Consider the following 15,367-nt stretch of genomic DNA (forward strand, 5'->3'; position numbering starts at 1 on the left):
CTAGGCAAGCACCTTCTCGAAGCACAACGAGTGAGGCATCGACGCGATGTAAGGCTGGTAGACCGCAATGCGGGTGTACCCGAGGTTCTCGTACATCGCGACCGATTCCGGCTGCTTCTCTCCGGTCTGCAGGATGAGACGGGCCGCGCGCGCGTCCCGGGCGAAGCGCTCAAGCTCTCCCATCAGGGCCCTGCCGACACCGCGACCGCGCTGGGCATCGCTGACGACAACCCGCCTGACCTCGAGCTCGCCGTTCAGCTCACGCAATGCGGCGTGCCCGATGGGGGTGCCGTCGGCGTCGATCGCGAGCAGCGTTGCGCGCACGTCGTTGATGTCGACCGCGAGAGCGCGATTGATTTCGTCGCTGTTGCCCGCGCGGCCCGGGACGCTGTAGCGGATGTCCATTTCGACGACCATGACCCGGCGCAGTTCCAGCGCCCGAGGGTCATCCCACGCGACATATTCGAGGCGGAAAGTGGATTCAGTGACGTGAGACATCGTTTGGGCCGGCTCTAGAGCAGCATCATCACGTCGCGCGCCGCGGTAAGTAGCAGCGGGGCGTACGACTCAAGCTTCTCCTGCGGCACGAGCGGTGCAATTGTGGTTATGCCAATTCCCCCGATGAGATTGTGCTGGGTGTCGAACACGGGCACCGCCATGCACCGGATGTGTTCCTCATTCTCCTCGTCATCGATCGAAAATCCGCGGGTGCGCACAAGGGCGCCGTCGATCAGCAAGCCATCGATGTCGGTGATGGTCTGCACGGTACGGGTGGGGAGGCCGGTTCGCGCGGCGTAACCGCGCACCTCGCTTTCGGGCAGGTGCGCGAGGATCGCCTTGCCGATCGCGGTTGAGTGCAACGGGATCTGGGCGCCGACCCGCGACGCGATCTTGATCGGCTGCGCGGCGTCCTCGATCTTCTCAACGTAGGTGGCGTGGTCGCCGGTGCGCAGCGCGAAGTGAATGGTGCTGTGCACGTCTGCCTGCAGGAGTTTCAGGCGTGGGCCGACCTGGTCGACCTCGCTCGATTGCGCGGTGGTTTTCAGCGCAAGCAGGCGCAGGGCGGGTCCCGGTCCGTAAGAGCCATCGGAGGTTCGAGAGACGTACCCCCCATCGATGAGGTCCGTCAGAATCCGGTACACACTCGTCTTCGCCAGACCCGTCTCTTTGACGAGGTCGCCGAGACGGTGCGCCGCACCCGGGTTCGATACGGCCTCCAGTACGCGCAGCAACTTACGGGCAGCGTTGTCCTTGTCGGCGGACGCTACGCCCGCGACATCCGCTTCGCTGGTCTGTGATTCTGACATACGTCAAATATATGGACTTCCGTTCTGCCCTGCAGACCTCATCGAGTTTCCTTTTGCTCTGGACATCTCTCGGAATCCGTGTATGTCGCTCGATTTCGGCGACAAATTCTCGGCGGATTCCCATATTCGGCGTTCCGTAAAGCGGAATAAACCTAGTGTCGTTGGTGCGGTCCTCTTGACGGACTACAAGTCCGTCAGGCGGAACAGCAGGAATTGGTCTCACCAGTTCTCGATGAGGAGGAACAATGACTACACCCAGTGCCCCACTAACGGATCTTCCGGTGGGTATCAGCATGATCGACGGGCTCGGCTCCCTGCCCGCCGTCGCCGTCGCCCACCCCTCGGCCACCGCCCTCATCTACCTGCACGGCGCCCACGTCGCCGAGTGGTGCCCGACCGGCCAGCTCCCCGTCCTGTGGATGAGCGCCCTCAGCCGCTACTCGACCGCCGACCCGCTCCGCGGCGGCATCCCCCTCTGCTTCCCCTGGTTCGGCAAGAATGCAACCGACGCCACCCTCCCCAACCACGGCTGGGCTCGGCTGGCCGAATGGACCCTCATCAGTGCTGAGAGCGGGGCGGATGCCGCGGAGCTCACTTTCGAGCTGACCGAGCAGAGCGTGGGCGTACCCGACGGCACCGCGCCGATGCGTCTGCTCTACGTGGTCACAGTTGGAGCCGAACTCACCGCTGACCTTCAGGTCATCAACACCGCCGACCGCGATCTCACATTCGAGGAGGCGTTCCACACCTACGTCACGGTCGGCGAGATCACCGCCACCACGATCGGCGGCTTTGAGAACCTGCCGTACCTCGACCGCGCGGCGACTCCCGAGGCAACGGGTGTGTCCGCTCAGCGGGTGCTTTTCGGCGGCGAACATCTCGAGCGCATCTACCCGATGCCTGCCCTGATCGACGTCGATGACGCCGCACAGTCGCGGGTCATCACAGTCGTCGCCCCGGCATCCGCCCAGTCCGTCATCTGGAACCCCGGCAGCGTCAAGGCCGCCGACATTGCTGACTTCGGCGACGACGAGTTCACCTCGATGGTCTGCGTCGAAGCCGCCAACGTCCTCGACGGGGCAATCACACTCGCTCCGGGCGCCAGCAACCACATGACCACCACGCTGGCCGTGCGATGACCACCTCCACCCCGACCGAACGCGCTCCTCGCGAGCTTCCGAACACCGCACACCAGAAGGAATCGAACGTCATGCAAACACTCACGCGTGCAACTCTCCCCGTCGAGACGCTGGCCACCGCGTCGTCGACCACCGACGCGTCCGGTGCCCAGACGCTTCCCACCAAGGCCATTCAGTTCGGCGAGGGCAACTTCTTGCGCGGATTCGTCGAGTGGCAGCTCCAGCAGATGAACAAGCAGGGTCTCTTCAACGGCGGAGTGACCATTGTGCAGCCTCTCGCCAGTGGCCTCGTCGCCGCCCAGGGCGCGCAGGACGATCTCTTCACCGTGCTGCTCGAGGGCAAACTCGACGGCCACGAGGTGCAGAGCCACGAAATTATCACCGTCGTGACCGGCACCGTCGACCCCTACACCGACTACGCGGGCTACCTCGCGCTCGCCGAAAACGACGACATCGAGTTCATCTTCTCTAACACCACCGAGGCCGGTATTGCGTACAACGGCGACGACCTGCTCGCCGACGGTCCGCAGAAGAGCTTTCCGGGCAAACTGACCGCGCTGCTCTACCGCCGCTTCGAGCTCGGCAAGGCCGGATTCCAGATCATCCCGTGCGAGCTCATCGAGCACAACGGTGACCGTCTGCGCGACATCGTGCTGCAGCTCGCCGAGCTGTGGAACCTTGGCGAGGGCTTCACCCGCTGGATCTCCGACGAAAACGTCTTCTACTCCAGCCTCGTCGACCGGATCGTGCCCGGCTACCCCAAGGACCGCGCGGCGCAGCTCGCCATCGAATTCGGGTACACCGACAACTTCATCGTGAAGGCGGAACCGTTCCTGCTCTGGGTCATCGAAGGGCCGCAAGAGCTCGTCGAGCGCCTGCCGCTGGCCAAGGCCGGGTTGAACGTCATCGTCACCGACGACATGACCCCCTACCGCGAACGCAAGGTGTTTTTGCTCAACGGCCCGCACACCGTGATGGCCCTGCTCGCCCGCCTCGCCGGCGTGCTCACCGTGCGTGAGGTGATGCAGGATGCCGAGTTCGGACCCCTCATCGACCGCGTGATGTACAACGAAATCATCCCCGTGCTCGACCTGCCGCACTCCGAGCTCGCCGCCTACGCCGAGTCGGTCAAGGAGCGCTTCGACAACCCGTTCATGAACCACGAGCTCGCGTCGATCGCCCTGAACAGTGCCTCGAAGTTCAAGAGCCGCCTGCTACCAATTCTCCTCGCCACCCAGCGCGCCACCGTGGCACTCCCGCCCCGCATCACCCTCGCGCTGGCGGCACTCCTGCTCACCTACAGCGGTGACGCGGCCGTGACCTTCTCCCCCGTTGATGGCGACGAGGTGCTCGAAACCTTCCGCACCGCAGCCGCCACCGACAACTACGTCGAGACGATTCTCGCCAACGCGGAGCTGTGGGGCACCGACCTCACCACCGTGCCTCACCTGGTCACGCGCGTCATCGAAGGCCTTGAGAGCCTCCGCACCCGCGGCGTTCGCGCCAGCATCGCCAACCTCATCTAGCCCCACTCGCTAGCCCCACACGCTGGCTCCGCACGACCGACCACGAAGGACAGAAGTAATGCTTCTCAACGACGACTTCCTGCTCAGCACCGAGATGGCCAAAAAGCTGTTTCACAACCACGCGCAGGCGATGCCGATCATCGATTTCCACTGCCACCTGAACCCGCAGGAAATCTACGAAGACCGCCGCTTCGCCAGCATCACCGAGGTGTGGCTCGCTGGTGACCACTACAAGTGGCGCCTCATGCGAGCCAACGGCGTTGACGAGCGACTCATCACGGGTGATGGAGACGACTTCGACAAGTTCTACGCCTGGGCCGGCACCATCGAGAAGGCGCTCGGCAACCCGCTGTACGTCTGGACGCACCTCGAACTGCGCCGCTTCTTCAACATCACCGAGGTACTCAGCCGCGAGACCGCCCGCGACATTTACGACCGCGCCAACGCGCTGCTCGCCACGCCGGCATTCTCCCGCCGGAGCCTCATCCGCGGCAGCTCGGTCAAGATCATCTGCACCACCGACGACCCCGCCGATGACCTGAAGTACCACAAGCTGCTCAAGAGCGAAGAGTCGTTCAAGGTGCTGCCCGCGTTCCGACCCGACAAGGCGATGAATGTGCGGGATGCCTCGTTCGCCGAGTACATCGCCCGACTATCGACTGCGGCCGGCGTTGCCATCACCACCTTCGGCGACATCACCGACGCGTTGCGTCGTCGTATCGACTACTTCCATTCCCTCGGCGGACGCCTCTCCGACCACGCGCTCGACGTTGTGGTCTACGCCGAGGCCACCCCGGCCGAGCTGGACGCCATCGTTGCCACAGCGCTCGGCAGCGCTGCGGGCAACCAGGCACTCACCGAGCACCAGGTCGCGCAGTACCGCACCGCGGTGCTCAAGGCCCTGATGCGCGCCTACCACGCAAAAAACTGGACGATGCAGCTGCACCTCCACGCCCTGCGCAACGTCAATACCCCGATGCTCACCAAGCTCGGCCCCGACACCGGCTACGACAGCATCAACGACCGCAGCATCGCAGAGCCGCTCGCCCGGCTGTTCGACTCGATGGAAATCGAAGATGCGATCCCCCGCACCATGCTGTATTCGCTGAACCCCAACGACTACCTGCCCCTGGTGACCCTGATGGGCGGGTACCAGAAAGACACCGTGCAGAAGTTCCAGCTCGGCAGCGCCTGGTGGCACAACGACACCCGCAGCGGTATGCGCCAGCAGCTGTCGACCTTCGCAGAAGAGAGCCTGCTGTCGAACTTCGTGGGCATGCTCACTGATTCGCGCAGCTTCCTGTCCTACCCCCGCCACGAGTACTTCCGCCGGGTGTTGTGCGAACTCGTCGGCGAATGGTCGGAGCTGGGAGAAGTTCCCGACGACGAGCTCGTGCTCGGCCAAATGATCGAAGACATCTGCTTCAACAACGCCGACACCTACTTCGGACTGTAATACCCGCAACACCGGTGCCACGCAAGGCTGCGTGACGCTTCTGCCTAGGCATAACGAGAATCGAAAGTGTGTAAGTGAATCATGAGTATTCAAGAAGGACTTGATGTCGGGGCCGCGCCCGCGAGCAGCGACGGCGATGTCACCGAAGAGCGAATCTCCACCAAGGAGAAGGTCGCGTACGGGTTCGGCGACTTCGGCAACGGCTTTATGTTCGACCTCGGCCAGTCATACCTGACCAAGTTCTGGATCGACACCTGCGGCATCGGCCCAGCAGTCGTCGCGCTCATCTTCTCGCTCAGCAAGATCTTCGACGCGTTTATGGACCCGATCGCGGCCCACTACATCGACAGCCGCAAGATCGGCAAGCGCGGCAAATTCCGCCCCGTCATGATGGTCTCCGCGATCGTGCTCGCCGTCCTCACGGTCATCACCTTCACGATGCCCGACGTGTCGATGGGTTGGAAGATCGCGTTCGCCGCCGGTTCCTACGCGATCTGGGGCATCGTTTACTCCTTCACCAACGACCCGTACGGATCGCTGGCGTCGGTGATGACCCGCAACATCAAGGACCGCGCCCAGCTCGCGACCAGCCGCCAGACCGGCTCGCTCGGCGCCCAGTTGATCTGTGGTGTCGCCTTCATCCCCCTGATGCTGATGATGGGCGGGATGACCGGCCAGAACTACATGTGGGCCGCACTCGTTATGGCCGTCGTCGGAGTGATCTCATTCTACATCTGCTACCGCGGAACCAAGGAGCGGGTGCGCGTCAACCGCGCAGCAAGCCAGGACAAAAACGGCATGAAGGACTACGCCCGCGCCGTCCTCACCAACCGTCCGCTGCTCGGACTCGTGCTGATGACGCTCTTCACAATCTCGTCGATGAACGTCAACAACATGATGATGATCTTCTTTGCCCAGTACAACCTCGGCAACATCGCCCTGCAGCCCGTGCTCAACTTCGTGATGATCGGCGCCTCCATCGTCGGAATCATGTTTGTGCCGAAGCTCGTTGAGCGCTTTGGCAAGAAGCAGACCGCCATGGGTGGGTTCGCGATCAGCGTCGTCGCCAACGGCCTCAACTTCGTCATTCCGACCAACCTGTGGACGTTTATGCTCCTCGTCACCATCGGCTACGCCGCTCTCGCCGTGCCGAACGCCGTCACCTGGGCCTTCGTGTCAGACACGATCGACTACGGCGAATGGCACACCGGAGTGCGCAAGGAGACGATGACCTACGCGGCCTTCAACTTCTCCCGCAAGATCGCGCAGTCGCTCGCCGCAATCGTCGGCGCCGGCATGCTCGCCGTCACCGGCTACGTCGCCCAGGCCGACAACCAGACCGAAGAGACTCTCGCCGGCATCAAGTCGGTCATGACGCTCTACCCCGCCGTCGCCCTCACCATCGCCGCCATCATCCTGTTCCTGCTCTACAACCTGCCCGACAGCAAGTACCGCATGATCGCGCGGGAACTGTCGGCCGGTCGCTGGGAACACGGCGTCATCGGAGAGAGCTCGCTCTCCTCGATCACCGGTAAGTAGTCGGGCTGCAGCGCGGCTCCTGCCGCGCTGCATCCGTCTCACATCATCATCACCACCCACCCCGCATCAGCAGCACAACAAGAGAAAGCCCCCCCCATGTCACACATCGAAAGCATCGCGACGGGCACCTCGGTGCTCCTTATGGCAGACGGCGACGACGTCGCTGTAGCCCTCCGGGACCTGACTCCCGGCGAGATCGTTCCCGTGGGCGGCGGAGATCTCACCATCACCGCCGCGGTACCCAGCGGGCACAAGATCGCGCTGAACGACGTGGCCGTGGGAACACCGGTGCACAAGTACGGGCAGTCAATCGGTGTGGCAACGGCTCCGATCGTGCGCGGCGACCACGTGCACAGCCACAACCTGGGTATGGACCTGGCCGCTCGCGTGCACGAGTTCGGCACCGTACACACCGAGCTTGAGGCGCCCTCGGGCCCCAGCCGCACCTTCGACGGCTACCGCCGCGCCAACGGCCGGGCAGGAACGCGCAACTACATCGCGATCCTCACCACCGTCAACTGCTCGGGCACCACCGCCAAACTGATCGTGGACAAAGCCAAAGCCGAGATCAAGGCCCGCTTTCCCCACGTCGACGGCATCCTCGCCCTCACGCACCAGAGCGGCTGCGGCCTGGTTCTCGAAAGTGAGGGAGCCCAGATTCTGCTGCGCACCCTCAACGGGTATGCCCGCCACCCCAACATCTCTGGTGTGCTTGTTCTCAGTCTCGGCTGTGAAATGGCTTCGACCAGCCTGATCCTCGCGGAAGGCAACCTTCCAGAGGACACCCTGGTCGAGACGCTGTCCATTCAGGAAAACGGCGGAATGCGCGCCAGCGTCGCCTCCGGCGTTGAGGCGGTCCTCCGCATGGCCGAGACACTCGACAGCCGCCGGCGCGAACCGATCGACATCTCCGAGCTTGTTCTCGGGCTCAACTGCGGTGGGTCAGACGGATATTCCGGGATCACCGCGAACCCGGCGCTCGGGTGGGCGTCCGATGTGCTCGTCGCCGAAGGAGCCGCCTCCGTGCTCGCCGAGACCCCCGAGGTCTACGGCGCGGAGCACCTGCTCACCGCCCGCGCAACCTCGCGCGCGATTGGCCAGAAGCTGCTCGACCGCATCGACTGGTGGGAGAAGTACATCGCCATCAACGGCGGCACCATGGACAACAACCCGTCGCCCGGAAACAAGGCGGGCGGCATCACCACCATCCTCGAAAAGTCGCTCGGCGCGGTGGCCAAGGCCGGCCACGCCGACCTGTCCGCCGTCTACGAATACGCCGAACCGATCACCCAGCGCGGCCTCAGCTTCATGGACACCCCCGGCTACGACCCGGTGTCCGTCACCGGCCTCGTCGCCGGCGGCGCCACCGTCGTTGTGTTCACCACCGGTCGCGGATCCGTGTTCGGTTGCAAACCCACCCCGAGCATCAAGGTGGGCACCAACACGGAACTGTTCACCCGCCAGGGAGACGACATCGACATCAACGCCGGGCGCATCGCCGACGGCACCGCCACGGTCGAGGAGGTGGGCTCCGAGATTCTCGAGCTCATCATCGAGGTCGCCTCGGGCCGCCAGACCACCAGCGAAGAATTCGATGTCGGCCAGGAAGAGTTCGTACCGTGGCACATCGGAGCGGTCACGTGATCCCCGCCACAGTCACCGACCCGGACGCGATCGCCGTGCCCGACGCGGTCGCTTCTGACGTGCTCGCTCCCGACGTGCTCTGCTTCGGCGAGACGATGGGCATGATCACTCCGACCCAAACCCAGGCGTTCGACGAAGCCAGCGCGCTGACTCTCGGCACCGGTGGTGCGGAGTCCAACGTCGCCAGCCACCTCGCGGAACTCGGCCACCGTGTTGCGTGGGCCGGCAACGTCGGCAACGACACACTGGGCGCCAAGATCATCAGCACCCTCGATCGTGCCGGAGTGGACACCCGCTGGGTCGGTCGTAAGAGCTCCGCATCAACCGGCCTCTACCTCAAAGAGCCCGACACCGGATCGGGCGCGCACGTGTTCTACTACCGTGCCGGATCCGCCGCATCCGAACTGAGCGTGACCGACGCAGCCACCTGGCCACTCGACAGTGCGAAGTGGATTCACACCACCGGCATCACGCCGGCGCTGTCGGCATCGTGCGACAGCCTCGTGGAGTATGTGCTCGATCACGCCGCGGAAACCGGTGCACAGGTGTCGTTCGACATCAACTACCGCGCGGGGCTCTGGCCGCTCGAGGTGGCAGCGCCCCGCCTGCTCGATCTCGCCCGCCGCGCCACCGTGGTGCTGGTCGGACTCGATGAGGCACAGACGCTCTGGGGCTGCGAAAGCGCCGCGGACGTGCGCGCCTTGATGCCCGATCTGCCCTACCTGGTGGTGAAGGACTCATCGATCGAAGCGGTCGAGTTTCGTCTCTCCGCCGGTGAGCAGACCATCACCCGGGTGCCCGCCCGGCGTGTTGAGGTCGTGGAGCCGGTGGGTGCTGGGGATGCCTTCGCCGCCGGTTACCTGTCGGCACTACTCAACGGAGCCACCGCCGCCGACCGCCTCGCGAACGGGCACTCGCTCGCCGCGTGGGCGCTGGGCAGTCGCGAAGACTTCCGTCCCGGACACACCCTGCGCGACAGCGCCGACCTGAGGAGACAACTCGCATGACACTCGCAACTACCACCGCCACCTGGTTCGCCAACGACTTCTTTCGCGTTCCCGTGATCGCGGTGTTCCGTAATCTCTCAGTCGATGAATCTGTTCGCCAGTCGGAGAACGCCTGGGACGCGGGTGTGGAGAACGTCGAAATCCCCATCCAGACCCCCGAGGCAATTCCCGCACTCAAAGCCGTCGTTGCGGCAGCCGCTCGGCGCGGACTCAGCGTCGGCGCCGGCACCATCACCACCCTCGAACAGCTCAACGCTGCGACCGACGCCGGAGTGAGCTTCACCGTGTCGCCCGGCCTCGATGCTGACATCGTGCAGGAAAGTGCGCGACGAGGCATCCCACATCTGCCCGGCGTTGCCACCGCAAGCGAGATTCTGCTTGCCCGCAGCTTCGGTCTGCACTGGGTCAAGATGTTTCCGGCGTCGCTGCTCGGCGCAGGCTGGGCGAAAGCCATGAAGGGTCCGTACCCGGAGATGCGCTTCATTGCCACGGGCGGAATGACCCTGGCGAACGCGGACGATTTTCTCGCGGGCGGCGCCAGCGCTGTCGGCCTCGGCTCGGCGTTTGTCGACGATGCCGGGACGGCATCGGTGCGCGAGCTGATCGCGGCCCATGCGGCGAAGCACACCGTCTCGGCCTGAGCTAGCCCGGTAGCGGTTCGGCCGCTCAGTCACGGATCGGTCGCTCGGTCACGGATCGGTCGCCCGGTGGAGCGATCGCCTCGCGCCCGTGACCGTCCAACACGTCTACGTGCAGTCCTCCAACATGCGACCCGTCCGAAGCCGAATCGACTCCGTCGCCGAGCGGACAGTCGTCGACTCGACCCCTTGATTCCGCTCGCCCACCGGACAACAATCGAGCATTTCCTCGCAAAAATGCGACGGGACTGACCGTTCGGCGAAAGGCCGCGTCGACGACTGACCGTTCGGCGAAAGGCCGCGTCGACGACTGACCGTTCGGCGAAAGGCCGCGTCGACGACTGACCGGTCGGCGACGGCCGGACGGCGCCGTGGAGCGGCCTTGCGGATCGTGCGGCATCGTTCTCCCCCACCGACAGCGTATTCTGCTGATTCACCCGCTGGTGAAACCACAACCCGATCGGAGAACTCATGCCCGAGACATCCGCTTCTTCCAGCTCGAATACGCCGGAAGACGACTCGCTCGCCGTGCCGGTGGGCGGTAATGCGCTGAACCCGCAGGGCGAGACGACCCGCAACCCCGACAAGCTCGGCGCGGGCGGCGAGGTCGACGCAGACACCGAGGGTGCCGAGGTCGACGCAGATGCTGAGGGTGCGGCAAGCGGCACCGACGACTAGGACGGCGCGCTAACTCCCGGGTCAGTCGACGGGTTTGCCCCGCATCTCGATGGCGATTTGTGCCGCGTCGAGGTTCGCGAGTGCGTTGGCGAGCACGTCTGCGTCGAACGTGCCGTTGTCGCGTGCGTCGAGAAGCGCTGAGCGCTGCGCCGCGAGAACTGCGAGCCGGTGGCGCTTCGCCGATTCGAAGTGTTGCGGGCCGGGTTCGCCGTCCGGGCGCGACGGCTCCGGCACGGCCAGGCCGCTCGTTCGCATCAGCTCGAGTATCCGACCACGCTCAGCGCCGGCCTCCTGGTCGAGCGCGGCCTGGTCGACCTTCGGCGTGATGAAGCGCAGCAGCGGGCCGATGGTTCCGCCCTGCACGACGAGCGACATCGCCGCGACGGCGAACGCGATGAGCACCAGCACCGAGCGCTGCGGGGTTTCGATGGGCAGCGACTGCGCCGCGGCGACGGTGACGGCTCCGCGCATTCCCGCCCATACGACGGCCGTGCCCTCACGCCAGCCGAGCGGCTCGCGCCGGAAGTACTCGATGTCGGCCAGTCCCCGGGTGATCCGCGTGGCTAACCGGTCGAGGTCGCGTTCGGAGATCTTGCGACCCCGGCCGCGATTGGCTTCGTCCATCGCCTGTCTTTTGCTCTCGGACGTCGTCATCTTGCTGTTCATGTCGTTGAGCCGGCTCTGCAGCTGGGCGGAGCGCCGGGACCGGCTGTGGAGAAAACCGAGCAACGGAGCAATGTAGGCCGCCCGCACCAGGATCGTGAGCACGAGTGCGCCCGCGGCGATAACCACCGCCGGGCCGACTCCGGCGTGGTCCGCCTCCACGTTCTCCACGATGGAGCGAATTTGCACGCCCATCGTCAGGAACACCGCGCCCTCCAGCACGAGTTCGACCGTGCGCCAATTCTGCGAATCGGACAGGCGGTTCTGGGCCGACAGCTCCCTCGGAGCACGGATTCCCGTTACCAGCCCGGCGGCGACCGCGGCCACCAGGCCGGATGCACCGAGAAGTTCTGCCGGTATCGCCGCGATGAAGGGCACGGTAAACGAGATGACCGTGTTGACGGTCGGGTCCGTCACGCGTCTGCGAATCGCGAGGTTGATCCAGCCGACGAGACTCCCCACGATCACCGCGACGATGACCGAGTAGGCGAACGTGCCGACCGCCCCCCAGAACGAGAAGGACGCCGCCGTCGCGACGATCGCAGTGCGCAGCAGCACTAGCGCGGTCGCATCGTTGAGCAGGCTCTCGCCGTCGAGCATCGCGACGACGCGTTTGGACACCGGCGTTTGTTTGATGATGGATGTCGCCACGGCGTCAGTTGGGCTGACGATGGCACCGAGTGCGACGCCCCAGGCAAACCCGAGCCCCGGGATCACGAGCATAAAGAACAGCCCGAGCAGGAGGGCGCTGCCCACGACAAGCACCACGGATAACCCGCTGATCGCTCCGAACTCGCGGCGGAAGTTCATCGCCGGCATCGACACGGCAGAGGAGTAAAGCAGCGGCGGCAGGATACCCGCAAGGATCCACTCCGGCTCAATTTCGATCTCGCTGAACGCCGGCAGGAAGCTTGCGGCGACCCCGATCGCCACGAGGACGAGGGGCGACGCGATTCCCAGGCGCGGACCGACCACAGTGGCCGCGGCGATCACCACTAACCCAGTCACGATCAAGACAAGTAGTTCGGTCATGGCTCCAGACTGGCACCACGCGTGGGGTGCGCACGAATCCGTGATGGAGGTCAGCGACATCCGCTTCATTGATCGACATCATTCCGAACATTCGTTGACAGTTAGACCTCTAACGATTAGGGTTCTAACTATGGACGCACCCAAGCTCACTACCAGCCTCGAATTGGTCCGCTGGATCGGCTGGGCCCAGATGCGGGCCGGCGAAGACTGGGTCCGCGAACGCGAGCTCAGTCACGCGCAGTCTTTTGTGCTCGGCTATCTGGTGCAGAAACCGGGTGCGAGCCAGCGCGACATCGCCGAGGTGAGTCGTACAAGCGCGGCGAGCGTCTCGAGCCTCCTGCAGGGACTCGAGCGGCGCGAGCTCGTCGAGCGGCGCAGCGAGGACGGCAACGAGCGCACCAAGCGCGTATACGCCACCGTCGCCGGCGCCGAACTTATCGCCGGTTTCGAGGCCGCGATGGCCGCCGTCGATGAGACCATCCTTGCGCCGTTGGACGAGTCCGAGCGGGCAGCGCTCCATGCTCTGCTCACGAAGATCACCGGGCAGCTGGCGCAACCCACCCGCTAACCAGACGCTCGCCCATGCGCTCGTAGTCGTCAGCAACTTCTTCACCATCCCCTCGCCGTGCCGGCGTCCGTCGGCGCGCGCTCCGTCCTGCCCAGAAAGAAGCAGTCATGAGCACCAACCGCTGGTACCTCTCGTCCGCCCCCATCGTGCGCGCGCTCGTGCATCTCTGCGTGCCGATGGCCGCGGCTATGATCGTCGGCGCCGTCTACAACGTCATCAACGCTGGCTTTGTCGGATCGCTTCACGACAGCGCGGTGCTGCTGGCCGCTATCACGCTCGGCGCGCCCGTTCTTGGTCTGGTCATGGCCGTTGGCGGCGTGTTCGGCGTCGGCGGCGGGGCACTCATCTCCCGGCTGCTCGGCGCGGCGGAACACGAGCCCGCCAAGGCCAGCGATATCAAGCACGTCGCGTCGTTTGCGTTCTGGGGTTCGGTGATAGTCGGGGCTGTCCTCGGCGGAGCCGGGCTCCTTTTGTTGCATCCATTGGTTTCTCTTCTGGGAGCGGATGCCGCGGCAGCGCCCGCGACCGGTACCTACGTCACCGTGATGCTCGCCTTCGTGCCCGCGCTTGCCGCGGCGTTCTGCCTCGAGCAAATAGTGCGAGCCGAAGGCGCCGCCCGCCAGGTGATGGTCGGCCTCATCGCCTCGACGATCGCGAACGTGGTCTTCGATATTCTCTTCATCCTCGTCTTGCCCTGGGGCGTCGCCGGTGCGGCGCTCGCGATGGGCCTTTCGAACGTGGGAGTCGTGATCTACTTCATCGTCTGGCTGGAACGAAACAGTGAGCACGTGAGTGTCTCGCCGCAGTGGTTTACTCTCGCGCCAGCGGTGATGAAGCCCGTCTTCGGAGTCGGTGTCGGCGAACTGCTCCAGTCCAGCTTCCTGATCGTCACCTCGCTGGTGCTCAACAACCTCGCCGCCGCCTACGGTGACAGCGCGCTCGCCGCGATGGGCATCGCGGTGCGAATCGCGCAGGTTCCGGAGTTTCTGGTGATGGGCGTCACGCTCGGCGTGCTGCCGCTGCTCGCCTACTCGTACGGCAAGGGCGACCGACACCGTCTCACCTCGGCCCTGCGGGTGTCCGCGCTCACGGTCGGCGGACTCGTCGTGATCTCTTCAGCGACGCTCTTCGTCTTCCGTGAGCACGTGATCTTGGCGTTCTCGTCGGACGGTTCGGTGCTCACGATCGGCGTCACAATACTCACGGCGCAGCTCGTCGCGATGATCGTGAACGGGTTCACGGGCCTTCTCACGTCGCTGTTCCAGGCAACCGGCCGGGCGTTGCCCGCGATCGTACTGTCCCTGGCGAAAGGCACTTTGTTCATCCCGATCGTGATCCTGGGCAACCTCTGGTTTGGACTGGCGGGCATCATCTGGTCGCTGACGGTCTCGGAGGCCCTCGTGTTCGTCGTCGCCGTTGTGATGTGGCTCGCCACACGGCGCGCCATCAACCGCGGCCTCGCCGAGGGCAGCACCGAACGAGCCGAGGAGGCCCTCGAGCAGGTTGGCGCCTAGCCCTGCAGTGCGAGCTGCTGGCTGACCCACAGTTTGTAGAGATCCCACGGGTCGTCGATGCCGCGGCGCAGCACGTCGATGTGGGCAGTCAGTTCTCCACTGATCTCGAACCACTCGGTGCGGGCGAGGCGAAACTGGGCGAACTGGGCGTGCCGGCGCTGCTCGACCGAGCGGCCGCCACGTTCGAAGGCGAGGAGCTCGTTGTGCTTGAGCGTGGTCAAGCGGGAGCGCGGGTTGCCCGAGGTGCCGATCTTGATCCGGTCGTCGAAGCGGATGTAGTAGACGACGTCCACCCGGACCGCCGCCACTTCATGATCGGCGAGGTCGCCGACCTTCCACTCGCAGAGAGCGCAGAGCCATCCGGATGGGTACCGCACCCCGAGCCGCGACCCGCAGGCGATGCACGGCGAGGGGAGCACATCGGTGACCCCCACGTCACGGGCCACCCAGTCGTGCGCGACCGCGAGGTGGTGGGCACAGAGAGTGAGCGGTGACGCGGGATCTACCGCGGCACCGCACCTCGCACCCGGCGCAACCTCGATCGTGCACCCGGTGCTCTCGCTGAACATGGTTCGAGGGTAGGCGCGGCCCCCGACATCCGCTCGAATAATCTGACCGCGGCGGCGTTCACCCGCACGTAACCCGCGGCGGCGATA

Annotated in this window: 14 protein-coding genes; 10 read left to right on the forward strand and 4 right to left on the reverse strand. The window is 65.0% G+C overall.

Annotated features, from left to right (window positions below; all coding sequences use genetic code 11):
* Together B0I08_RS08780 and B0I08_RS08785 are read right to left on the reverse strand one after the other, a co-directional pair.
* Positions 1-498, reverse strand: a complete 498-nt coding sequence (locus B0I08_RS08780) for a GNAT family N-acetyltransferase (protein ID WP_106211916.1) — start codon at positions 496-498, stop codon at positions 1-3.
* Positions 499-512: 14 nt separating this feature from the next.
* Positions 513-1,307 carry an IclR family transcriptional regulator gene (locus B0I08_RS08785; RefSeq protein ID WP_106211918.1) on the reverse strand — a complete coding sequence of 265 codons (795 nt, stop codon included), beginning with the start codon at positions 1,305-1,307 and terminating at the stop codon, positions 513-515.
* Positions 1,308-1,552: 245 nt separating this feature from the next.
* On the opposite strand from B0I08_RS08785, the gene B0I08_RS08790 reads away from it, so the two are divergent.
* The 8 genes from B0I08_RS08790 to B0I08_RS08825 all read left to right on the forward strand — a co-directional run bounded on the left by B0I08_RS08790 (position 1,553) and on the right by B0I08_RS08825 (position 10,934).
* Complete coding sequence (locus tag B0I08_RS08790; protein ID WP_106211920.1) at positions 1,553-2,446, forward strand: D-hexose-6-phosphate mutarotase; 894 nt, start codon at positions 1,553-1,555, stop codon at positions 2,444-2,446.
* Positions 2,443-3,972, forward strand: a complete 1,530-nt coding sequence (locus tag B0I08_RS08795; RefSeq protein ID WP_219905639.1) for a tagaturonate reductase — start codon at positions 2,443-2,445, stop codon at positions 3,970-3,972. Before B0I08_RS08790 ends, B0I08_RS08795 begins: the two co-directional genes overlap by 4 nt.
* Before the next feature lie 58 nt (positions 3,973-4,030).
* Entirely contained in the window at positions 4,031-5,428 is a 1,398-nt protein-coding gene (gene uxaC / locus B0I08_RS08800) for a glucuronate isomerase (RefSeq protein WP_106211921.1), read from the forward strand.
* 81 nt (positions 5,429-5,509) lie between these two features.
* Positions 5,510-6,967, forward strand: a complete 1,458-nt coding sequence (locus tag B0I08_RS08805) for a glycoside-pentoside-hexuronide (GPH):cation symporter (protein ID WP_106211923.1) — start codon at positions 5,510-5,512, stop codon at positions 6,965-6,967.
* A 96-nt stretch (positions 6,968-7,063) separates the two neighbouring features.
* A complete protein-coding gene (locus B0I08_RS08810) occupies positions 7,064-8,611 on the forward strand; it encodes a UxaA family hydrolase (RefSeq protein ID WP_106211925.1) in 1,548 nt (515 codons plus the stop codon).
* Positions 8,608-9,618, forward strand: a complete 1,011-nt coding sequence (locus tag B0I08_RS08815; RefSeq protein WP_245884715.1) for a sugar kinase — start codon at positions 8,608-8,610, stop codon at positions 9,616-9,618. Before B0I08_RS08810 ends, B0I08_RS08815 begins: the two co-directional genes overlap by 4 nt.
* Complete coding sequence (locus B0I08_RS08820; protein WP_106211927.1) at positions 9,615-10,259, forward strand: bifunctional 4-hydroxy-2-oxoglutarate aldolase/2-dehydro-3-deoxy-phosphogluconate aldolase; 645 nt, start codon at positions 9,615-9,617, stop codon at positions 10,257-10,259. The genes B0I08_RS08815 and B0I08_RS08820 overlap by 4 nt, the downstream gene beginning before the upstream one ends.
* 468 nt (positions 10,260-10,727) lie before the next feature.
* The gene (locus B0I08_RS08825; protein WP_106211929.1) at positions 10,728-10,934 is read left to right on the forward strand and encodes a hypothetical protein; all 207 of its coding nucleotides are present in this window, start codon (positions 10,728-10,730) and stop codon (positions 10,932-10,934) included.
* A gap of 21 nt (positions 10,935-10,955) precedes the next feature.
* Here B0I08_RS08825 and B0I08_RS08830 read toward each other — a convergent pair whose 3' ends face one another.
* Positions 10,956-12,629 carry a cation:proton antiporter gene (locus B0I08_RS08830; RefSeq protein ID WP_106212288.1) on the reverse strand — a complete coding sequence of 558 codons (1,674 nt, stop codon included), beginning with the start codon at positions 12,627-12,629 and terminating at the stop codon, positions 10,956-10,958.
* Positions 12,630-12,759: 130 nt separating this feature from the next.
* Here B0I08_RS08830 and B0I08_RS08835 point away from each other — a divergent pair, with 130 nt between their 5' ends.
* Entirely contained in the window at positions 12,760-13,197 is a 438-nt protein-coding gene (locus B0I08_RS08835; RefSeq protein WP_106211931.1) for a MarR family winged helix-turn-helix transcriptional regulator, read from the forward strand.
* Positions 13,198-13,304: 107 nt separating this feature from the next.
* Positions 13,305-14,711, forward strand: a complete 1,407-nt coding sequence (locus tag B0I08_RS08840; RefSeq protein ID WP_106211933.1) for an MATE family efflux transporter — start codon at positions 13,305-13,307, stop codon at positions 14,709-14,711.
* Here B0I08_RS08840 and B0I08_RS08845 read toward each other — a convergent pair.
* Positions 14,708-15,280 (reverse strand): GIY-YIG nuclease family protein, encoded by a 573-nt coding sequence (locus B0I08_RS08845; protein ID WP_106211935.1) that lies wholly within the window; start codon positions 15,278-15,280, stop codon positions 14,708-14,710. The two genes, B0I08_RS08840 and B0I08_RS08845, sit on opposite strands and share 4 nt — an antisense overlap.
* Between the last annotated feature and the right edge of the window lie 87 nt (positions 15,281-15,367).

This window comes from Glaciihabitans tibetensis, assembly GCF_003003265.1.
GTDB lineage: Bacteria > Actinomycetota > Actinomycetes > Actinomycetales > Microbacteriaceae > Glaciihabitans > Glaciihabitans tibetensis.